Annotated in this window: 17 protein-coding genes; 3 read left to right on the top strand and 14 right to left on the bottom strand. The window is 37.0% G+C overall.

The window, feature by feature from the left end; translation table 11 throughout:
* Positions 1-30 precede the first annotated feature (30 nt).
* The 3 genes from MUB18_RS01700 to tilS form a co-directional block, all read right to left on the bottom strand.
* Positions 31-354: a DUF4834 family protein gene (locus MUB18_RS01700; protein WP_045752518.1), complete on the bottom strand. Its 324-nt coding sequence runs from the start codon at positions 352-354 to the stop codon at positions 31-33.
* Positions 355-456: 102 nt separating this feature from the next.
* A complete protein-coding gene (locus MUB18_RS01705; RefSeq protein WP_084405270.1) occupies positions 457-945 on the bottom strand; it encodes a hypothetical protein in 489 nt (162 codons plus the stop codon).
* A 1-nt stretch (position 946) separates the two neighbouring features.
* A complete protein-coding gene (gene tilS / locus MUB18_RS01710; RefSeq protein ID WP_094771775.1) occupies positions 947-2,272 on the bottom strand; it encodes a tRNA lysidine(34) synthetase TilS in 1,326 nt (441 codons plus the stop codon).
* Between the two features lie 97 nt (positions 2,273-2,369).
* Between tilS and MUB18_RS01715 the strand changes: the two genes are divergently transcribed.
* Positions 2,370-4,712: an OstA-like protein gene (locus MUB18_RS01715; protein WP_045752516.1), complete on the top strand. Its 2,343-nt coding sequence runs from the start codon at positions 2,370-2,372 to the stop codon at positions 4,710-4,712.
* A gap of 117 nt (positions 4,713-4,829) precedes the next feature.
* Here the strand turns inward: MUB18_RS01715 and MUB18_RS01720 are convergent, their stop codons facing one another.
* The 8 genes from MUB18_RS01720 to MUB18_RS01755 all read right to left on the bottom strand — a co-directional run bounded on the left by MUB18_RS01720 (position 4,830) and on the right by MUB18_RS01755 (position 13,611).
* Positions 4,830-7,505, bottom strand: coding sequence for a multicopper oxidase domain-containing protein (locus MUB18_RS01720; protein ID WP_248754801.1), 2,676 nt, complete (start codon positions 7,503-7,505; stop codon positions 4,830-4,832).
* A gap of 155 nt (positions 7,506-7,660) precedes the next feature.
* Positions 7,661-8,239, bottom strand: coding sequence for a DUF417 family protein (locus MUB18_RS01725; protein WP_248754802.1), 579 nt, complete (start codon positions 8,237-8,239; stop codon positions 7,661-7,663).
* 80 nt (positions 8,240-8,319) lie between these two features.
* Positions 8,320-9,138: a helix-turn-helix domain-containing protein gene (locus MUB18_RS01730; protein WP_248754803.1), complete on the bottom strand. Its 819-nt coding sequence runs from the start codon at positions 9,136-9,138 to the stop codon at positions 8,320-8,322.
* A gap of 93 nt (positions 9,139-9,231) precedes the next feature.
* Positions 9,232-10,200, bottom strand: a complete 969-nt coding sequence (locus MUB18_RS01735) for a glycosyl transferase family 90 (protein WP_248754804.1) — start codon at positions 10,198-10,200, stop codon at positions 9,232-9,234.
* The gene (gene rdgB, locus MUB18_RS01740; RefSeq protein WP_248754805.1) at positions 10,200-10,772 is read right to left on the bottom strand and encodes an RdgB/HAM1 family non-canonical purine NTP pyrophosphatase; all 573 of its coding nucleotides are present in this window, start codon (positions 10,770-10,772) and stop codon (positions 10,200-10,202) included. Before rdgB ends, MUB18_RS01735 begins: the two co-directional genes overlap by 1 nt.
* Before the next feature lie 65 nt (positions 10,773-10,837).
* Complete coding sequence (locus MUB18_RS01745; RefSeq protein ID WP_045752511.1) at positions 10,838-11,395, bottom strand: hypothetical protein; 558 nt, start codon at positions 11,393-11,395, stop codon at positions 10,838-10,840.
* A 6-nt stretch (positions 11,396-11,401) separates the two neighbouring features.
* On the bottom strand, positions 11,402-12,382 hold the full coding sequence (locus tag MUB18_RS01750; RefSeq protein ID WP_021188785.1) for a deoxyhypusine synthase family protein: 981 nt from the start codon (positions 12,380-12,382) through the stop codon (positions 11,402-11,404).
* 131 nt (positions 12,383-12,513) lie between these two features.
* Positions 12,514-13,611, bottom strand: a complete 1,098-nt coding sequence (locus MUB18_RS01755) for a mandelate racemase/muconate lactonizing enzyme family protein (protein ID WP_248754806.1) — start codon at positions 13,609-13,611, stop codon at positions 12,514-12,516.
* 323 nt (positions 13,612-13,934) lie between these two features.
* On the opposite strand from MUB18_RS01755, the gene gltB reads away from it, so the two are divergent.
* Both gltB and MUB18_RS01765 read left to right on the top strand, forming a co-directional pair.
* Positions 13,935-18,449, top strand: a complete 4,515-nt coding sequence (gltB, locus tag MUB18_RS01760; protein WP_248754807.1) for a glutamate synthase large subunit — start codon at positions 13,935-13,937, stop codon at positions 18,447-18,449.
* 15 nt (positions 18,450-18,464) lie between these two features.
* Positions 18,465-19,922: a glutamate synthase subunit beta gene (locus tag MUB18_RS01765; RefSeq protein WP_248754808.1), complete on the top strand. Its 1,458-nt coding sequence runs from the start codon at positions 18,465-18,467 to the stop codon at positions 19,920-19,922.
* A gap of 231 nt (positions 19,923-20,153) precedes the next feature.
* Here MUB18_RS01765 and MUB18_RS01770 read toward each other — a convergent pair whose 3' ends face one another.
* Genes MUB18_RS01770 through tgt form a run of 3 tightly spaced genes read right to left on the bottom strand, consistent with a single transcriptional unit; the run spans position 20,154 to position 23,309 of the window.
* Positions 20,154-21,065, bottom strand: a complete 912-nt coding sequence (locus MUB18_RS01770; RefSeq protein WP_248754809.1) for a DMT family transporter — start codon at positions 21,063-21,065, stop codon at positions 20,154-20,156.
* A 12-nt stretch (positions 21,066-21,077) separates the two neighbouring features.
* On the bottom strand, positions 21,078-22,157 hold the full coding sequence (locus tag MUB18_RS01775; protein WP_248754810.1) for an LptF/LptG family permease: 1,080 nt from the start codon (positions 22,155-22,157) through the stop codon (positions 21,078-21,080).
* A gap of 21 nt (positions 22,158-22,178) precedes the next feature.
* Complete coding sequence (gene tgt / locus MUB18_RS01780) at positions 22,179-23,309, bottom strand: tRNA guanosine(34) transglycosylase Tgt (protein ID WP_094771771.1); 1,131 nt, start codon at positions 23,307-23,309, stop codon at positions 22,179-22,181.
* Positions 23,310-23,482: the final 173 nt, after the last annotated feature.

Raw genomic sequence — 23,482 nt, forward strand, 5'->3', positions numbered from 1 at the left:
AAAGATACGCTATTTTGAACAGGAAGTCATTTATTTTATTTCCTCAAAATCTACAAATTCACCAGCATCGTCAGCCACTTTTCTTTTATGTTCCTGTTTAGGTGGAACATAATCTACCGAAATACGTCCATCGTTTTTTGGTGCCGATTGTGAGCGGTTATCACCTTGACCAAATGTCTCATAATGGAAAGAACCCCCTCCATTGGTATAAGTAGAGCCACCTTGCTGCTGCGCTTTTTTCATAAGCTTTTCCGCAGCCTTACGCATCGCAAATGGTAATAATAATCGTATTAAGAATTTAACTAAATACCATACAGCGAAAGCAATCAATAAAAATTTTAATAATCCTGCCATAACTTTATATTCGTTGTCATTTTATCAAAAATAATGAAACTCTTTTAAATCACTTGTCTTACAAATGTCAGTATATTTTGATTTAACAATTTTTAAGTATTTCTAAGTACAAGACTTTGCTTGTTCAATAGCGCGAAATAGTTCATCTTGACGTTGTGTACCGATCACATATACCAGACCATCCTTGTCCGTAAGCCAAACAGCATCTTTACCACCTGCATAAAATTTGATCTTCCCATTGATATGAAGATTATATACCGGATTATTAAAGAAAAATTTACTAAATGGCTTCTTTTCAATCTTGACAATCGAACTTAATTCGATTTTAACCAAGCGAGTTGTCCATAATCCGCTTAACATGACCTTACCCTCAAATACCTCAATACGGTACAATAAAAGATACATCATAACCACAGATGTAATGATGATCGCGATACCAACAAGCATAAATAATTGGCTAGAAAGTAATTGATCAATATTTAGATACACTGCTGTAAAACAAAACAAAGCAAGAACCAAACGCACACTTATCCACACGCGGTCTCGTCCCAAATATTGGTTCTCAGTATATAGAAGTCCCTCTTTCATCATACTATTTACAAATTAAAACAAACACTTTTTTAGTATTTCCACTTATTTTATATCGATTATCGAGTTGATAAGTCGCTACCCAGATGATGTCCCCGTTACCATTTACTAAAATCGGAATATTTTCCTTCTCAAAAACATTCACCTTATAATTTGTAAAAAGATCACTCAACTTCTTTCTTCCCGTCATTCCCAAAGGATAGAAAAAATCACCAGTTTTCCAAGCACGCAACGTCAATGGAAAAACCAACAATTCGGCATCTATTTTTGCCATCTGCTTATCTGGTACTATAGACAAATCAAAACTATAATCACATGTGACATTATAATTCCTCCAAGATACAGATTTAGTTTCTGAAGTAATAACAGTTTCATTATCCTGCTTATACTCCTTTTCACGAATGATCAAAAAATCGCGATCTAATAATAAATCATAGCACTCCGACTGAAAAAGTCGACCAGATTCTTTATCAAAACAAGTTTGAAGATCTGCCAATACATTTTTACTAAAACAAAATGGGGAAAACAGTTCATATAGCAGAGGCAAATCCGTTATATGTTTGCGAAGCACTTCTTTTTCGATAATCCACTCATCATGCTCTTTAGAAAAAATAGAATCCCGAAGAGGAGCAATAAACTGCTGCAGTAACGTATAGCTTTCCTTAAAATGAGCGATGTTCTGCTCAAATACCCGCTCAAAATCAGGCTGTATTTTCTTAAATTGAGGAATAATATCGATACGTACTTTGTTACGAGCATATTTCGTTGAAAAATTTGATTGATCATCACGATATGGGATTTGGTATTCCTGAACATAATGCAATACCTCCTCAGCTTTAAGAAACAGTAAAGGACGAATCAACCGGTCACGTTTTGCCTGAATTCCCTGCAGACCTTGAAGACCTGTTCCACGGGAGAGGTTTAGGAGTACTGTTTCTATATGATCATTCAAGTGCTGTGCAACAGCTATCTTGTCAAAACTTAAAGCTTCTCTTAATTCCTCAAACCAAGAATAACGCAGTTCACGGGCAGCCATCTGTATAGAGATTCCTCTCTTTGAAGCCACCTGTTCTGTATCGAAATGCTTAACATAAAAAGGAATACCATGTGCTTCAGCAAAATCCCGAACCAGGCACTCATCCAGATCAGATTCTGCACCACGTAATCCAAAATTACAATGAGCAATAGCTATCTGATAACCGGCCTTTGCCAATAAAAAGGTCAAAAGCATCGAATCGCGTCCACCGCTCACTGTTAACAAGATCTTATCATGAGCCTCAAAAAGACTGTTATCCTTGATAAAAAATGTTAATCTTTCCAGCAAATTCATATATCAAAGATAATGTATATTTATTGAGCATATATTTGTTTAAATGAAAAATTACCATTAATCAACAAGTTCAATTAAAATACATATTTTTGTCTCTGTGAAACAATACTTTCTGTCCTTTATATTTATGGCCCTCGGCCTCATGCTAGCATCTGCACAACAGCAAGATGAACTCCGTTTATTGTCGTCCTCAAACATGATCACTGGTATGTCTAATAATGCAATGTTTTATCGACCAGTATTTGAGCATAAAGGATCGACACTCTCAGCCGATAGTGGATACTTACATAAAGACGAAATTGGTAGACAATTTTTTGAAGCCTATAGCAATGTCATCATAACACAACCAACCGGAACGCAAATATTTGCCGATAAACTTCACTATGATGCAGCATCACAAAATGCAACACTAACGCAAAACGTCCGTATGGTCAGTCGATCTTCCATCTTGACTACCAATCATTTGCAGTATAATATGAGGAGTAGTGTGGGTAATTATTACGGAGGCGGACGTATTACAAGCGGTACCGATACCATCACAAGTACCAATGCCACTTATTTCGAAAATACGCAAGATGCCTTTTTTAATAAAAAAGTGGTGGTGCGAACACCCAATGTCAAAATATATACCGATTCCATGAAGTATAATTCGCCTAGCAGTATGACTTACTTCTATACCCCGACCAATATCAAAGGGAATAAAGGCGAAAATCTATACACAGAAAAAGGAGATTATAATACAAACACCGGTGTTGCCAATTTCACCAAGAAAAACCTATATACCGAAGGTAGTAAAATGCTTAAAGGTGATACTTTACACTATGACAGACGTACAGGGGAAGGACAAGCGATTCGCAACGTTGTTTTTATTGATACCACAGACAAATTTTACGCATACGGGAACAAAGGATTATACCGCCAATCCGACGAATCCATTACCATGACCGACAAACCTTTGATCATCTCTGTCGTAAAAAAAGATAGTACTCAGCGAGATTCAACAGATAGACCTACATCCAAAAACACATCTAACAAAGAAATCAAGAAAAAAGATAAAAACGAGAAAAAAGAAGAAGTTGTTGCCAAAGAAGAAAATCAATCAAATGGCAATAAACCTATTAAAATAGACGCAGTAACATTGCCAAAAGACTCTGTTCAGATGGATTCTATTTTTATGACCGCAGATACACTCTTCTCGAAAATGATTCTACGTAGCGCATACATACCAAAAAATTTCAAACTAAGTCGTGATGGAGGAGAGTTAGATGTAGAAGTCGATGAAGACTATGGTGACGATGAAGATAGCACAAGTACCAATTTTACAGAAGGTCTAGATTCACTTCAGTTGAAAGGTGATACCTTAGCAAAAAAAGAAGTAAAATTACAGGTAAACCCCAAAAATACAAAAGACAAATCCACCATTCTGAAAGAATCGACGAAACAAAATACTAAAAAAGAAAATTCAACATCCAGTAAGGCACCTGCAAAACCTGTTATTAAAGATTTAAATCGATTTGAGTTAGAAAAAAACAGCAAAGCAGATAGTCTACTAAGAAAAAATGCAGTCGTCCCAAAAGCAGATTTTAGTGATCAAATCTTTAATAAAGCCCTACGATCTGCAAAAAATAATACGGGGCAGTCCGCAAGTCCACCCGACACGGCAAAAACCCGTATTGTAAAAGCATATCATAATGTACGGATGTTTAAATCAGATTTTCAAGCTGTTGCGGATTCAGTTTATTATGGCATGGCAGATTCCATGTTCAGATTAATGGGAAAACCAATGATTTGGGCCGAAAAATCACAAATATCCGGAGATACAATTTTTTTACAATTTGTCAATCAAAAATTGGACAACACCTTGATTGTAGGCAATGCCTTCATGGTAAATGCTACATTAGATTCTGTCAAATATAACCAATTAAAAGGACGTAAAATAACAGGATTCTTTGATAAAAATAGTTTAGAGCGCATGTTTGTTGATGGAAATGCCGAAAATATCATCTATGTCGTTAATGAAGAAACCAATGTCGCCACAGAGTTATTCCACGACAGAAGTAGTCGTATTAAGATTTACATGGAAAATAATAAATTAAAAGAATATGTTTCCATACGAAAGGTAGATGGCAAAGTTTACCCAATTGCCCAGTTGACACAAGAAAAAGAATTCCTTCCAGGATTTATTTGGAAACCAGAAGACAGACCAAAGTCAAAACAAGACTTACTCAATCGAAAACGATCAGTTGCCAAAGAAGAAATAAAAGCACCGCAAGCTGAAAGCAAAGAAGGAAAACCGAAAGAAAAAATATTAAAAAATATAGACAAAGAGATTGAAGATAACGTTCCAGAAACGATGAAAAAACAAATTGAAGTAAAGGAACAAATCAAACAAGTTGAACCGAGACCCGTCTCCCCAACTCAGACACCGATCAAAAGATAATTAAAATCTGATTTAAACAGAATTTACAAAATTCATCTCCTGATTGAAGTTATTACATAAAAAAGGTCTGATTACTCTTATCAGACCTTTTTTATGTAATAGGAATAGTCTTCCTCATCAGTAAGTAAACACCACACCAGCTCCCAAACCCATATCACTATCATAGTGAGCTCCCAATGAAATGTATTTTGTCCATACATAACGAGAACCAACAGTATATTCTTTATCCGTATTAACCATCCAATTCATTCGTAGACGTGGAGTTAACGGAATATCTTCCCTTCCCAATTGAAAACGTAGTTTACCATTAGTATCCACGCGCATATCAGCTATCACCAACCAAGGTAAAGTATAAGCAACACCGAATACAGGAACTTTACGATTACTTTTGTTCGCCTTCTGACCAAACATATTACGTTCAGGATCCCCAAACAAGTTTTTTTCATGACCAGTTAGTTTTTTATAATGATAATCAAAACCAACATAAGGCATCACATACTGCATTTTATCAATGAACCGTCCCACCGTTGTTTCGCTCTCGTATCCCTGGGAAGCTTTATAACCCACATTCCACATTTGAGAAATCTGCCAACGTGTGTTTGAATAAGTAACCAATCCCTCAGTACCATTACTCTGTACACTAGCTTCACCAGATAAAGTAAACATACGATCATCCATTTGCACCATCTTATAGGCTTTTACTGGATCATGAATTTCTGGATTTGGTTCAGAATTTTCATACGTAAATATCCTCCCCATACCACTCATCATATGGTAAAGAATGTGGCAATGAAAAAACCAATCTCCGTCCTCAGTTGCTGCAAACTCCAGTGTCAATGTTTCCATAGGCATAATATCCACCACATTTTTAAGAGGCGAACGCTCACCATATTGATTGACCAATCGAAAATCATGTCCATGGAGATGCATAGGGTGTCGCATCATAGAATTATTATAGAGTTTAATTCGAACATTTTCTCCACGTTTGATCAAAATTTTATCTGATTCCGAAACCGTCTTATTATTCAAAGTCCATACGTAACGGTTCATATTACCAGTCAACTCAAAACTTAGATCTTTCCAGGGTCCATTAGGAAGCGTTGTGACCTCTACCGATTGCAACATGTTATAGTTTAAGGTTAGTAAATCGCCCTTCCCTGTATGATTGTGGTCATGCTCTAATTGTTTTCCCTCAATGCCTTTCGTCAACTCCAGATCCATTCCACATTTGGGACAGGTACCTGGCTTATCAGAAACAACATCAGGATGCATGGGACATACATACACTTTTTTGTTAGTTGAATGATCAGCAACATTTGAACTCGACTTCTTCAACTCAGGATACATAACAGCATTCATATCGACCTGCTGTAAACTCATTTCATGCCCCATGGGTTTCATATCACCGTTCATCTTCATCATACCATTCATCATCTTCATTCCCGCAAAATAATCCAGTTTAGGCAATTTATCAGCAGGCATATCCATACCCGACCCAAGCCATAATGAAGCATGGTTAGTACGATCTTCAGCAGTAGCTAAAAATTCATACTTCATATTCTCAGGAATAGTAACCACCACATCATAAGTTTCTGAAGGAGCGATGAGCATACGATCCACCTCTACAGGCCTTACATCATTAGCATCATTGGCGATAACTTTGAGTTTACCACCAGCAAAACTAAGCCAAAAATAAGTAGATGCACTACCATTAACAATTCTTAATCGAACTTGATCACCCGCCTTGAATTGTGATAAATGTTGTGTTGGAGCACCATTCAATAAAAATTTTTCATAGTACACATCACTCACATCCATCGCGGTCATTCGCTTCCATTCATTAGTCAATTTAACGCCCAATCGCCCCGCTTTAATAGCTTCACTATAACTTTGTGTTGTTTTCTTTTTAATAGCGAACCAATCATTACCCGCGTGCAACCGTCGATTGATTTCGTGCGGATTCATATCACTCCAATCACTTAACACAACTGGTATTGTAGGGATATCAGGTTCAGTCCTTTTGTTAAAAATCAACGCACCATACAGCCCGATTTGTTCTTGAAGAGAAAAATGACTATGATACCAAAAAGTGCCATCTTGCAGCACCGGAAATTTATAGACATAAGTCTTGTGAGGAGGTATAGGATGTTGTGTCAAATGTGCTACACCATCCATGCGATTAGGTAAAAATATACCATGCCAATGCACACTAGTCGGTTCATCACTTTGATTGTGTACATAAATAAGTGCCGTATCACCAACTGTAAAAACTAAGGTAGGAGCAGGAAGACTGCCATTTACAGCAATAGCTTGACGCTTTTTACCAGTAAAATTCACAATTGAATCAGTAACGAATAAATCATAACGAATAGTTTTAACATCAGCAGATCCTTGAGGTAGGTGCAAACCTGCACGAGCCCCCGAGATGGCTTTCGTTTCAATATCTTTTTCAAGATTCGATATAGTGAATCCAGGGATTTTAGATGGATCTGTAGTAGGATGTGCTATTGGAACAGCAAAATTTTTAAAAGGGGTGTAACGATCATTAGTTCCCAAATATGGATTAACAGCAACAGCATGATGAGGATTCGAATCTTGCTGGTCGATATTCTTTTTGACTAGTTCCATTCCACATTTTGGACATTTTCCCGCTTTCGAAGAGGTCACTTCAGGGTGCATCGGACATACATACGAAACAGTCGATTTACTAACTTGTTCGTGATGATGTTGAGCATAAGAATGAGAAAAGAAAACAAATAAACCAACGAAGAGAGTTATGTATTTTAAAATCATAGCGCATTTTTTAATGATAAGTTCAACATATCTGAAAAATTGCTAGACTTCAAAAAGAGAAGCAATTGATTAAATCTGCATGACAAAAATAACACTTTATTGACACCTTAGAATTATAACATTTCAGGTTAAATTTACACAATTTAAGCAGAATATCAACGACTTACAGATAGCATGATTCTTCTTGCACTATCTGCTACAAAGATAAGTCCAGAACCTAACATAATAATATCCTTAATAACCAATCGTCCAGATGCTGATAAATAAGGAAACCCGAAATAAGGTGTTGGAAAATCACCACCTAGATTTGACACAAATGTTTCTGGGGTGGTTATCAAAAATGATAACGTCACCAAGGACATCCCAAATGTCAAAATACCACTAAGCAATCCTATTTTCGGGAACCATATACCCAATAAAACACAAAGTCCAATACCTACAATAACAGCTCCTAAACCATAGGAAAATAAATAAGTGCCATTTACATGGTGCCAATCTACATTTGTTTGAATTGTTTTGCCTTCCGGATTTTTATACTGTTGATATTCTGGCGCCTTCTTGCTGTAAAAAAAAGACATAACCGGACTATTGGCTACAAAAGGAACAATACCATCAGCTTCGTACTGAAATGCCTTTAAACCTCCTATCCAAACCATCACAAGAAAGACGGTAAAACGCAAAAAATTAATAAACTGATTTTGTAATCCTGCTAAAAAAGAAATAAGTCGGTACATAGTTGTCTATATTTGATATATGTACAAATTTCCAATTAATAAAGCAGCTATAGCATGGACAAATCCGTAAATTTAATAGATTATTTAGCCACAATGGAGATACCCACACGCTCTCGAAATGAAGAAGGAGAAATCCCGACATTCTTCTTGAAATATCGACTAAAATAAAACTCATCTTCAAACCCAAGTTTTGCAGCAATCTCTTTAATCGATAAATAGGTTAAGTGCAGCAGTTTTTTTGCTTCTAACACCACACGGTCTTGAATAAATTGCGAAGGAGATTTTCCCAACTCTCTCTTAATTTTTTTACTAAATGAATCCAATCCCAAAGCAAGTTCATGAGCATAAAATTGTACGGATCGCTCTATCAAAAAAAATGCTTCCAGCAATTTTTGAAATTTTAACCCAACCGTTAATTCATCCTGATAAACATGCGTATTAATCAATTGTGGAGACTTCACTTTACTGCACAAAGCCAATATCAATTGTAAGTATGACTTGAGTACAGATTCAGAAAAAGGACTAACATCGGCCTTTTCGATGCATATTTTACAAAAAATTGATTCTATTTCCTCAAATAAAGCAGGCGTAACTGTCACAAAAGGGGACAAATAAATATTATTAAATAATAGACCGTTACAGGCAACCTCTTTCTTGTGATATTCTATACAATAAAAATCACCATGAAACTCTAGCTTCTTGATCAATCTTGAATCTAGATCGTACAAGTCAAAATGTTGATAAGGCGACAAAAAAACTAAAGAATAATGCGGACAAATATAATTTGTAAAATCAACAGCAAAATTACGCTGCTCTTTAAGCATAATAATTTGGTAAAAAGGAGATTGAAAATCGTCCTCAAAAGCACTAGAATTAAGATATTGAATATCAATTAACATGGAGCAATGGTTTTGATCACCTATTAAATATCGCTAAAACTAATTCCCTAATAATACGATCGCTTTGAGCAACATCGAAAACTAGAATAGTAATTAAAGTAAAGATCGTTGACCAGTCTGCTCAAAAAACTTATCAAGGACCATGATAGAAATTAGATCTTCCCTGTGTTTATTTTTAAACTGTTGAACAAATTTCTGTGCAGACACAATAATTTCCTCAGCTTTTTCAGGATGCGAAATATAATAATTTAGTTTTTCCTCCAAATCGCTATAGTCATCCCTAATATGTATGTAATGTACATCAGGTAGTAATAAACCTTCCATAAACCAAGTTTCAAATTTTGGCGTCGGCATCACTGCGATTGAATTAGAAGACATGATCCATTTTAAATTTGTCGCAACATCATTACCCTCCAATGCCAATATAAATTTATAATGCAAATGCTCAGATATCGACATCGTTGGCTTAAACCAGCGCATATCCCTATTCCTTTTGGCGACATCTCCAAGATCACACATAGGGTGATCAAAATAAAGATTAAAAAAAGCTTTTCTATGCTCCTGATAAACTGTAGCACGTCCGAGTAACATATTCTTTTTATCCCGAAATGCAATTTCATCGTTGATAAAATTAAAATGCCTCACTTTATCCAAATTCAGAAGAACAGCATTGTTATTACCGCTTCTAATAGGTCTACTCTTAACAATTGCAGGAGTTTCAGGCACATGAACAACATCTCCTGGAATCACATCAATCATCAGGTCACCTTTAAAATACCTTAGATATTGCTTCAAATCAAAGTAATAAACAGAACCACGATCTGGGCGTTTCAGATCTTTCAGTCTACACCCAGCAGATCCTATTATTTGTTCATGATCCAATTGATTATAATAATTTAAACGAGCACAAAAATTTTGATCAGATAATATCAAATCACGGTTGAGCACTTTTCTTTTATACCGGTACCAGGGTAGAAAAGAAAATTCACGAAAAAATGCTCTTAAATAATACCCGAATTTAAAGTTCTTATTTTTAAAAAATACACGCTTGGTATTCATCATTATTTGCTCAAAAATTCAACCATTTTTTCAATAGCAATAGCACGATGACTAATTTTATTTTTCTCATCCGCTGTCATTTCAGCAAATGTATGAGCATAACCATGAGGTACAAAAATAGGATCGTAACCAAATCCATCAATACCTTTGCGTTTATCGATAATATGACCTTCAACGCTACCCTCAAAAAAGTATTGCTCTCCATTTAAATATAAAGAAATCACTGTTTTAAAACGAGCATTACGGTCATCCGCGTCTTGTAATTTTTCCAGCACCAAATTGATGTTTTGCTCCATATCCCGTGTACCCGAATAACGTGCAGAATACACTCCAGGTTCACCATCTAAAGCATCAATCTCTAAACCAGAATCATCTCCAAAGCAATTTAGTTTATATTTATTGACCAGATAGTCCGTTTTTTGTTTCGCATTTTCATAAAAAGTAACTCCAGTCTCTGGAATATCGTCATGACAATTGATATCAGCCAAAGACTTAAGTAAAAATTGCTCTCCCACCATAGCTTGCACCTCTTCCAATTTGTGGGCATTATTAGTAGCAAAAATAAGTTCAATCATTTGAATAGGATTTTATTTAAATGTAGAAATATAAAAGGAAAATAGCTAATGATAGACGAGAAAGACTATCCTTGATGCTGAATTAAAGATTTAAACTCCACCCAAAAAGACTTTTTCTTAACCATATCAGCAAACATCTCTTCAAAACTATAAGTATTAAATACAGTAGCTATGCGCCCATGCATATAAGAATTATGTGCGATTTCAGGCAATTTCAAAGATTTAGGATCAACACCCAATAGAATAATCTTTTTAGGCGCGAAAAAAGTCATGATTCTTTTAAAGTCATTTGGATTATGAGTATTAGCCAAATTCACAACAGCAACATCATCAGATGTCAATTTTAAGGCTCCAATTGTTTTGATAAAAGCATCCTCAGCCTCAGGTGAAAAATAAGGAAAACTTGGATATCTTAAAATAAACAAGATTCCTTTCGTTTTAGAACCTTGATAGATAAATTCCTCCACAGCTTCCTGATGAGCAGGAACCTGCGAAGGAATTAAAGAAGAAGATACAGACTCCGTTTCTACCGAAAGATTACCGATAGCATCAGCTGTCGCGAAAATAGTCTCGGACATAAATGCCTGTAAAGCAATCGGATCTGAAGTCAATAAATTCGACATATTTTATTATTTACCCAAAATGTAAGAAAAAATCAGGGGAGCAACAATAGTCGCATCGGATTCAACCACAAATTTTGGAGTATCAATATCTAATTTACCCCAAGTGATCTTTTCATTCGGAACAGCGCCCGAGTAAGAACCATAAGAAGTTGTTGAATCAGAGATTTGACAGAAGTAAGACCAAAAAGGAACATCTTCCCACTCTAAATCTTGATACATCATCGGAACAACACAAATTGGGAAGTCACCAGAGATACCACCACCTATTTGGAAGAAACCAACACCCTTACCAGAAGAGTTAGCACGGTACCACTCTGTCAAGTAAATCATATATTCAATACCTGATTTCACAGTATGAACATTCAATTTACCTTTGATTACATTAGAAGTAAAGATATTACCAGTTGTTGAATCCTCCCATCCTGGGCAAACAATAGGTAAATTCTTCTCTGCTGCTGCAACAATCCAAGAGTTTTTAGGATCAATCTCATAATATTGCTCCAATACACCAGAGTTTACAACTTGATATAAAAATTCATGTGGCAAATAACGCTCGCCCTTTGCCTCAGCAGCATGCCATACATCTTCCAAGTGTTTTTGCAGACGGCGGAAAGCTTCTTCTTCAGGAATACAAGTATCTGTAACACGATTATAATGTTGATCTAATAATTCTCTTTCTTGCTCTGGAGTCAAGTCACGATAGTTAGGTACACGTTTATAATGTGAGTGTGCCACTAAATTCATCACATCCTCTTCCAGGTTAGCACCCGTACATGAAATGATATGTACTTTATCTTGACGGATCATTTCAGCCAAAGAAATTCCCAATTCAGCAGTACTCATTGCACCACCCAAAGAAATTAACATTTTACCACCTTCCAATAGATGAGCCTCATAACCTTTAGCTGCATCCACCAATGCCGCAGCATTGAAGTGAAGGTAATTTTCCTCAATAAACTGAGAAATAGGACCTTTTTGTGTACTCATAATATTTCGCTACTTTTAATACAATAATAAGTGCTACAAAGGTACTGAATATTATTTATTTTAAGCCCAGAGGACTGGCAAACAGCAAACTCTTCCATCATTTTTTAACAAATGTTAAAAATTTAAGATCATCAAATCACCCAACGTTCACAACGATCTAAAAATTCTTGTTTAATATCCGCACCAATCCCTATATGATCAGAAATATGGATATGATAACCGTTGTATTGAATCCCACCACTAACAGGATCTTCCAAATGTCCGACCATAAAAGTGTCCAAATCATAAAACTTCACATTCGGCGCTGCATAAGCAAAATGAACTTTCGCGGCTAAAGCCAATCGACTTTCAAGCATCCCCCCTATCATACAGGGAATATTAAACTCAGCAGCCACCGCAGCAATTTTTAATGCCTCATGAATACCACCAGATTTTGAAAATTTGATGTTGATATAATCACAAGCGTCAGCACGGCAAAGGCGCTCAGCATCATGATGGCTATAAACAGATTCATCAGCCATAATTAAAACAGTAGTTTCAGTACGAAGTGCAGGTAGCAAATGATCCAGATAAGTGCGCATGGGCTGTTCACAAAACTGAATCTTAAATGGTTCAAGCCCTTGCAGAGCCTCCAACGCTCCCTCGTAAGACCATCCCTGATTGGCATCAATCCGAATAGGAATATCAAAACCAACAGCTTTACGTATTTCTCGAATACGTGCGACATCCGTTTTAGGATCCTTTCCTAATTTTATTTTTAACATAGCAGCCCCAGCATTGTAAAGTTCTTTTGCCTTAGCTGCCATTTCTTCTGGACTCGCAATACCTAACGTAATATCAGTTACGATTTCCCTTGGACTTCCTTTCAGAAATTGATAAAGAGGAACGCCAGCATTTTTAGAAGCAATATCATACAATGCCATGTCAAAAGCCGATTTAATGGTTGTATTATTGGCGATATACAAATTTAACTCAGCAAGACGAGCTTCAAGCTCCAAAGGATCTTTCCCCTTCCAGATTTTAGCAAAATCACGAGCTATGACTAAACAAGTATCTTGTGTTTCGCCAACAATCATTGGAAAAGCAGAACATTCTCCAACACCAAATATCCCAGTATCAGTATGAACACGAATAAAAGTATTCTGGGCAAAATCCATTGTACCCGTTGCAATGACAAAAGGTTCCATAGGAATACTTAATCTATAAATTTCTATTTCAGTGATCTTCATGGCTAAAAATATCTTATATGATCACCTCACAAGGTGATCATAATAAAGCTAAGATAGATAAAGTATATCAAAAAATAGAGACACTAAAAACTAGATTAAGGCTAACTCCACATACAAATACAAAGAGTAACCCTGACAGGTGACCCAAAAAACGAACTACAGCGTATCAAAAACTTGAATACAAATCACATAAAAATGCAATATCAGCAACAAAAACAGTTAAATTTATAAATAACATAATCTATTTTAAAATAATTTATAAATTCTATAAAATTTTAATGATTTTGTTCATATATTAGCAAAGTAATAATTGAATAAGGAAGATGATTGAAAGTAACACAAATCAGCAAGGGCTATACGACCCGAGTTTTGAGCACGATGCATGTGGGGTTGGTTTTGTCGCACACATAAAAGGAATAAAATCACATGCACAGGTAAGAGATGCCTTGACCATGTTAGAAAATATGGAGCATCGTGGTGCTTGTGGCTGTGATCCAGAGAGTGGAGATGGCGCAGGTATCATGATTCAATTACCACATGAGTTTCTTTGGGAAGAATGTATCAACCTCGGTATACAACTTAAAGAACCAGGATATTATGGAGTAGGAATGGTTTTCCTTCCCAAAGAACCTGAAATGAACAAAATTTGCAGAACAGTTATACAAGAAGCAGCAACCGAAAGGGATATGAAATTCCTTGGATTTCGGGATGTGCCAGTAAGTAGAGCAGGTATAGGCCCGACAGCATTAAGCGCTGAACCAGAAATAGTTCAATTCTTTATCGACAGACCCGAGACAGTACATAACACGGAAGAATTTGAACGCAAATTATTTGTCCTAAGACGTTTGATTATCCAAAAAATCAAACAGTATCAAGAATACCCACTACCGCTTTACTTCGCTTCCCTATCTTGCAAAACAATTATTTATAAAGGTCAGCTCACCACCTACCAAGTTGGCACATATTTCAAAGACCTACGCGATCCAAGAGTTGTTTCTGCATTTGGATTAGTACACTCACGATTTTCAACCAATACCTTCCCTTCCTGGTCATTAGCACAGCCCTTCCGTATGTTAGCGCATAATGGTGAGATCAACACATTAACAGGAAATCTCAACTGGTTTTACGCAGGCATGCGTGCCCTTTCCTCTCCTTATTTTACAGAAGAAGAGATGGAGATACTCCTACCTGTTGTCGATCGTGGTCAATCTGACTCAGCATGTTTAGACAATGTAGCAGAACTTTTATTACACAGTGGCCGTAGCCTTTCCCATGTCATGCTCATGCTAGTACCCGAGGCTTGGGATGGCAACACACAAATGGACCCATTAAAGCGAGCATTTTACGAATACCACGCCACATTAATGGAACCTTGGGATGGTCCAGCAGCACTTTGTTTTACCGATGGAAAATCTATAGGAGCCACCTTAGACCGTAACGGGTTACGTCCATTACGATATGCAATTACTTCAGATCATCGTGTTATCGTTGCTTCAGAGGCAGGAGCACTTCCAATCGATGAATCAACAATTATCAAAAAAGGAAGACAGCAAGCTGGTAAAATTTTCTTAGTCGATATGGAACAGGGTAAAATTTTATCCGACGAAGAAGTAAAAGGCGACCTAGTACGTCAACAACCTTATGGCGATTGGTTAGACAGTTATAAAATCAAATTAACAGAATTAGCTGAGCCACGTGTTACATACACATATCTATCCAAAGAATCAGTCTTTAAGTATCAACAAACTTTCGGATATTCGAGAGAAGACTTAGAAACAATCTTAACGCCAATGGCGCTGACCGGCTATGAGCCAACAGGATCAATGGGCTCTGATGTACCATTAGCTATACTGTCCGATCAGCCACAACATCTATCCAGTTACTTTAAGCAGTTTTTTGCGCAAGTAACCAACCCTCCTATTGATCCAATAAGAGAGCGCCTAGTCATGAGTCTGGCAACATTCATTGGAAATGCAGGCAACATACTTATTGAAGACAAAAAATTCTGTCACTGCGTAACCCTAGAACATCCCATCTTAACATCAAAAGAATTAGAAAAACTAAGATCAATAGACACAGGTGTATTTCAGGCAAAAACCCTACAATCATATTTCAGAGCAGATGGACAAAGTGGATCCCTTGAAGCCGGATTAGAACGTCTTTGTCGCTATGCAGATGATGCTGTCCGTGATGGATTCGAGGTATTAATACTTTCAGATCGCGCTATTGACTCACAACATGCACCTATTCCATCCATACTAGCTGTATCCGCAGTACATCACCATTTAATCAAAACAGGAAACCGAGGCGCAGTTGGTCTTGTTGTAGAAGCTGGAGATGCTTGGGAAGTTCATCATTTTGCCTGTTTACTTGCATTCGGAGCAACAGCCATTAATCCATATATGGCCTTAGCAAGTATCCGGACGATGAAAGAACAAAGTAAAATCGAAACCGAATTAACTTGGCCCGAACTTTCTAAAAACTATGTAAAAGCAGTAAATGCAGGATTATTAAAGATATTTTCAAAAATGGGAATATCGACACTACAGTCCTACCATGGTGCACAGATCTTTGAAGTATTGGGTTTAGACAAAACTGTCGTAGACAAATATTTTTGCGGTGCTGTATCCCGTATCGGCGGCTTAAATCTTGACGATATAGCACAAGAAGTACTGACAAAGCACTGGGTGAATTTCAAAGAAAGCCGTACTCCACAAACGTTACTTCCAGAAGGTGGTCTATACCAATGGAAACGAAGAGGAGAAGGACACCTTTGGAACCCAGATACCGTACATCTTCTACAACAAGCTTGTCGAAATGACGATTATGCAACTTATAAAAGATATGCAGAAAAAATAAACAACCAAAAAGAACAGATGTTCACCTTACGTGGTTTATTAGATTTTGCAAGACACAGAACCGCAATCCCTTTAGAAGAAGTAGAACCAGCTAGTGATATTTTAAAACGCTTTGCCACAGGTGCGATGTCATTTGGTTCCATTTCACATGAAGCACACAGCACATTAGCAATTGCAATGAACCGCATCGGTGCAAAATCAAATACAGGCGAAGGAGGTGAAGATGAACTTCGTTATCTACCCCTTCCAAATGGTGATTCCATGCGTTCCGCAATTAAGCAAGTTGCATCAGCACGTTTTGGTGTAACATCCAACTATCTAACACAGGCAGATGAAATACAAATCAAAATGGCTCAAGGTGCCAAACCTGGAGAAGGCGGTCAGCTTCCAGGATCTAAGGTTAATGAGTGGATCGCCAAAACAAGACATTCAACACCAGGTGTAGGCCTAATTTCGCCCCCTCCACATCATGACATCTATTCCATTGAAGATTTGGCACAATTGATCTTTGATCTAAAAAATGCAAACCGCGCTGCACGTATCAATGTAAAACTAGTCTCAAAAGCCGGTGTAGGAACCATTGCTGCCGGTGTTGCAAAAGCACATGCAGACGTTATTCTTATTGCAGGATTTGACGGAGGAACAGGAGCTTCACCAATCAGTTCTACAAAGCATGCTGGTCTACCTTGGGAATTGGGATTAGCAGAAGCACACCAAACTTTAGTAAAAAACAAACTGAGAAGCCGTATTGTACTACAAGCAGATGGTCAGGTAAAAACTGGACGCGACATAGTCGTAGCAACCTTATTAGGAGCTGAAGAATGGGGCGTATCAACAGCTGCACTTATTGCTGGCGGATGTATTATGATGCGGAAGTGTCACTTGAATACCTGTCCGGTAGGTGTAGCTACGCAAGATCCAGAATTAAGAAAGCTATTCACAGGCAAACCTGAAGATATTGTTAACCTATTCCGCTTCATGGCCGAAGAAATCAGAGAGACCATGGCAGAATTAGGCTTCCGTACCATCAATGAAATGGTAGGAAAAGCACAGTTCCTTAAAAAACGTGAGAACATAGATCATTGGAAAGCTTCTAAAATTGATTTCTCAGGTATATTATATGTGGAGCCCAACGACCCTGATCAGTCACTTTACAATACCGAAGAGCAAGATCACGGCATGGGTATGATCTTAGACTGGGGATTATTAAAGCAAGCAAAACAGGCTCTAGAAAACAAAACTCCTGTATTTGGAACCTTTATTGTCAAAAATACAGATCGAACTATCGGAACTTTACTATCCAATGAAATCTCTAAACTCTATGGATCCGAAGGCTTACCTGACAATACCATCAATTACAAATTTGAAGGTTCAGCAGGACAAAGCTTTGGTGCATTCTCAACAAAAGGACTATCATTTGAATTAGAAGGTGAAGCAAATGATTATGTTGGTAAAGGTTTATCTGGCGCACAATTAGCGATCTATCCAAAAGCAGAAAGTAAATTGATTCCACATGAAAATATCATCATCGGTAATGTTGCCCTATTTGGTGCCACATCGGGGCATCTCTTTATCAATGGACAAGCTGGCGAACGTTTTGCAGTTCGTAACTCAGGCGCAACAGCAGTAGTAGAAGGCCTTGGTGACCACGGATGTGAATACATGACCGGGGGGCGTGCGCTTATCTTAGGACCTACAGGAAGAAATTTCGGAGCAGGTATGAGCGGTGGTATTGCCTGGATTTACGATAAACAAGGAACATTTAGAGACAATTGCAATACCGAAATGGTGGATCTTGATCCATTGGAGCAAGAAGATGAAACAGCAATTATTGCATTGCTAAAAAGACATATTTTACTCACAAACAGCAAAATTGCACAACATATCCTCGAAAACTGGACTGCTGAGAAAAACAGCTTTATCAAAGTATTCCCTAAAGAATACAAACAGGTATTACGTACAAAATTAGTTGAGGCATAATCAGGAGGAAAAATCATGGGAAAAATAACAGGATTTAAAGAATACGATCGTGAGCTTCCGCAAAAAGAACCGGTAGCTTACAGAATACAGAATTTTCAGGAATTCAATAAAGGATACACAGATAGTCAACTCAATACACAGGCAGCACGTTGTATGGACTGCGGTATTCCATTTTGTCACTCAGGATGTCCTCTGGGCAATGTAATACCTGAATTTAATGATGCCGTTTACGATGGAAAATGGGAAGATGCATACAACATATTGACCTCAACCAACAACTTTCCAGAATTTACAGGAAGAATTTGTCCGGCACCATGTGAATCAGCATGCGTACTAGGCATACACAGTTCTCCTATTACCATAGAAGAAATTGAAAAACATATTATTGAAATTGCTTTCAATAAAGGCTACGTAAAACCTAACAAAAGTTATATCAAAACAGATAAACGAATTGCTATTGTTGGATCAGGACCTGCGGGTTTAGCTGCAGCCGCACAACTCAATAAAGCTGGACATGAAGTTGTCGTTTTTGAACGTGATGATCAACTTGGAGGTTTACTCCGTTATGGCATACCAGATTTTAAATTAGATAAAAAAATAATTGATCGTCGTATTGCCATTATGCAAGAATCTGGCATCAAATTCAACGTAAATGCAGAAGTCGGAAAAAATATTTCAACCCATGAGCTATTAGCTTTTGACGCAGTTATACTTGCAACAGGATCAACAGTACCATGGTATCTCGACATTCCTGGGAAAGACCTAAAAGGTGTTCATTACGCTATGGACTTTTTAAAACAACAGAACAAAAAAGTAAGTGGCATAGATTATACAGATGAACCTATCATAGCACAAGGCAAACATGTTGTTATTATAGGAGATGGCGATACAGGATCCGATTGTATCGGAACTTCCAATCGTCAGCTAGCACAAAGCATCACACAAATCGCACGCAAACCAATTCCAGCCAAACAAAGATTAAAAAATAATCCGTGGCCACTGGATCAAGTTACATTTAGCACGTCATCTTCTCAAGAAGAAGGATGTGAGCGCCTTTGGGCAACCGAAACCAAAGCATTCCTCAGTGATGAGCACGGGAATGTCAAAGCTGTTCAAATCATAGAAGTCGAGTATCAAGTCGATGATTATGGAAGAAGAACACAATTGGGCCAATCAGAACCAAAAGAGATTCCCGCAGACCTCGTATTACTTGCAGTCGGTTATCAACATACAGAACAGCAGTTGCCACAACAATTAGGCGTCAAAGTCGATGCCAGAGGCAATATAGTAGCGACTGAAAAAGATTATCAAACTTCCGTCGATCATATCTTCACTGCTGGAGATTGCAGAAAAGGACAGTCCTTAGTTGTGTGGGCAATATCAGAAGGTCGAGAATGCGCCAGAAAAGTAGACGAGTTCCTAATGGGACAGTCAGAACTTGAAAACAAGGAAGCTATTCATACTTACGCTTAATACCAATCCTAAATAGAAAAGAATGAGCCCTGTAAATTTATTTACGGGGTTTATTCTTTCATCATATTTCTACACATCACGTCCCTAAATGCGATTATTTAAGCAGAGTCTCTCAAAAAAATAATGATCAAAAAACAAGATTGATAAGCACAGATGATCACGTTAGTATAACTATCCATCAAGTATAGCTGGACACAAAAATCACTATCGCATGATGACAAGAAATTCCTATTAATAAATCTTTCTGATCACCAGATCCTGCTTCCGTTTCTCGATCTTTGTTTTTAAGTAAGGATAAAAGAAGACTGCACCTAAAACAATAGCAGCACCTCCATAAAAACCTAAACTCATCGTCTCTTTTTGACCAAAAATCAGCATGGCCAATAAAATACCATATACAGGCTCCAGATTAGTCGTCAATGCTACTGTAAACGCACTCAATTCTTTCATCACGGCGACACCAAGTACATAAGCAACAGCAGTACAGAGCACACCTAAAATCAATAAATAAATCAGATCAGATTGATTCAATACCATATGCTCATTGAAATCCCCACTAAAAGCCATAAAAATCGAAACCCAAAAGAAAGCCCCCAACATTTCATAAAAAGTGATTAATGTAGCACTCGATTTTTTTACCATTCTTGCATTTGCAATAGAAAAAATACTCGCACAAAATGCACAAGCCAAACCCGCAACAATACCCTCAATATAATTAGATTCAAATTGAAATATCATATATATACCCATGATAATCACTACTCCAACGATCATATCCATCATGGCTATCTTTTTCCTATTGATCAGAGGCTCCAAAATAGAAGTATACAATGTCAAAGAAGATAAAGTAACCAAAGCAACCGACACTGTAGACACCTTAATAGCATAAAAAAACAGAACCCAGTGTAATCCCACTATACCTCCCACCATCATGAAAGAAATAAAATCTTTTCGCGATACAAGAATCTGTTGCTTACTAACGATAAGATAGATAAACAAAGAAATAGCAGCGATGAGAACGCGATACCACACAAGATGTATCGCAGAAATAGAGATCAAATTTCCTAGAATACCAGTAAAACCCCATATTAGGATCGTTAAATGCAGAATGAGAACATTCTGATTAATTTTTATTTTAGACATATAGGGACTTGTTTATTTTGGCGCTCTTATGGCCAGATAGATTGCAATAATTAAAAACGTTACATTGGGGATCAATACCGCAATCAATGGTGGAAGCCCACCTTTTAACGAGAACATATTGGCAAATTGAATAAATACAATATAAGTAAAACTCAATCCGATACCCACACCCAGACTCAATCCAATACCTCCTCTTACTTTCTTTGACGACAGGGCAACACCCATTAAGGTCAATACAAATGCTGAAAATGGATATACATAACGCTTATACTTTTCCAGTTTAAGATCCGTCATCATACCAGTCCCCCTAATTTCTTCTTTATAGATACGCTCATTAAGCTCCTTGGTATCCATAGCAGTGAAAATATTGTCATAAAGTTCAAAATCACTAGGTTTCATATCCAAGGTCGTATCTTTGACCGTACCTTTATCCATGCGTTCATGCAGACCATTAATGATACGATTCGAATAATCATGTATTTTCCATTTCGTCGTCACCGAATCCCATGTAATACGTTCAGCAATTAACTTTTCCAATAAAGTATCACCCTTAAATTTCTCTAAGACAAATTTATAGCCAACCTTAGCATTATTATCAAAGTTATCGATATAAACATAACTGTTTTTATCAATTTGCATATGAGTCGATACCTTTGTATTATCCTTCAAGGGCTTGACATACACATTTTCAAACCCGATCTTGATCTTATTCGTTCGAGGAATAATATATAAGTTGAATATAAATGAGACAGCAAATATCAGCGTAGCAGAAAAAGCATAAGGTCTTAAAAGGCGGTTGAAACTATATCCAGCACTTAATATTGGGACAATTTCTGTTTGATCTGCCATCTTTGAAGTAAAAAAGATGACAGCAATAAAGTTGATCAAAGGACATAAGAAATTCAAATAAAACGGAATAAATCCAGCATAATATTCAAATATAATTTTGTCCATAGGAGCATTATATTTCAAGAAATCATCCAACCGCTCAGAAATATCAAAAATAACCATGACGACCGTAAAGATAGCCATCGTGAACACAAAGGTGCTCAGGTACTTTTTAATAATATAACGATCGATTATAGAAAACATAATACTACTAAGATGCAAAAATTACAAACGTTGACCCAATACTTTAACCATTTTATTTTTCCAATCGTAGAATGTACCGTCTACAATTTTCTCACGAGCCTCATTGACCAACCATAAATAAAAGTGTAAGTTATGTAGAGAAGCAATCTGTGCACCTAAAAGTTCTTGTGAACGGATCAAATGACGTAAATATGCTTTTGTATATACTTGATCGGAGTACAGATCACTATCAGGATCAATTGGCGAAAAATCGTCCTTCCATTTTTCATTCTTGATATTGATCGTTCCGTGACGTGTAAAAAGCATACCATTACGTGCATTACGCGTTGGCATGACACAGTCAAACATATCAATACCCAAAGCGATATTTTCAAGTAGATTGATTGGCGTACCCACACCCATCAAGTAACGAGGTTTATCTTCGGGAAGAATATGACACACAACTTCGGTCATAGCATACATTTCCTCAGCAGGTTCTCCTACCGATAAACCTCCGATTGCATTTCCTTCACGATTGAAAGAAGCAATTTTCTCAGCAGACCTTTCGCGTAAGTCTTTATACACAGATCCTTGAACAATTGGGAACAAAGTCTGGTCATATCCATATAAGGGTTCTGTACTGTCAAAACGATCACAACATCTTTTTAACCAACGGTGAGTCATTTCAATAGAACGACGCGCATAGCCATAGTCGCAAGGATAAGGTGTACACTCATCAAAAGCCATAATAATATCTGCACCGATCACCCGCTGCGTATCCATTACATTTTCCGGAGTGAATAAATGCTTTGAACCATCAATATGTGACCGGAACGTTACACCTTCTTCTCGTATCTTACGGTTGTCTGACAAAGAGTAAACTTGATAACCTCCAGAATCTGTTAAAATTGGGCGATCCCAACCATTAAATTTATGAAGACCACCAGCCTTATTCAAAACATCCAGTCCCGGTCGTAAATATAAATGATAAGTATTTCCCAAAATGATTTGAGCTTTAATATCATTTCTCAGCTCATGCTGATGAACACCTTTGACCGTACCTGCTGTACCAACAGGCATGAAAATAGGAGTTTGAATTTTTCCGTGAGCTGTCTCAACAACACCTGCACGCGCTTTAGAAAATTTATCTTGTACTTGAAGGGTGAATTTCATTAATATTTAATTTTTGGGGACTCTAATTTGATGATTTTTACTATTTCAGAAAACAAATTCCCCAGCTTGTTTTTTTAAAAATCTTTGCAAAAATACTATAAAAACCAATGCAATGACTGTCCTTTTACAAGATTTTAACATTTACACTAGAAAAAACATTATTAAAGCAAATA

Source organism: Sphingobacterium sp. PCS056 (genome assembly GCF_023273895.1).
Lineage (GTDB): Bacteria > Bacteroidota > Bacteroidia > Sphingobacteriales > Sphingobacteriaceae > Sphingobacterium.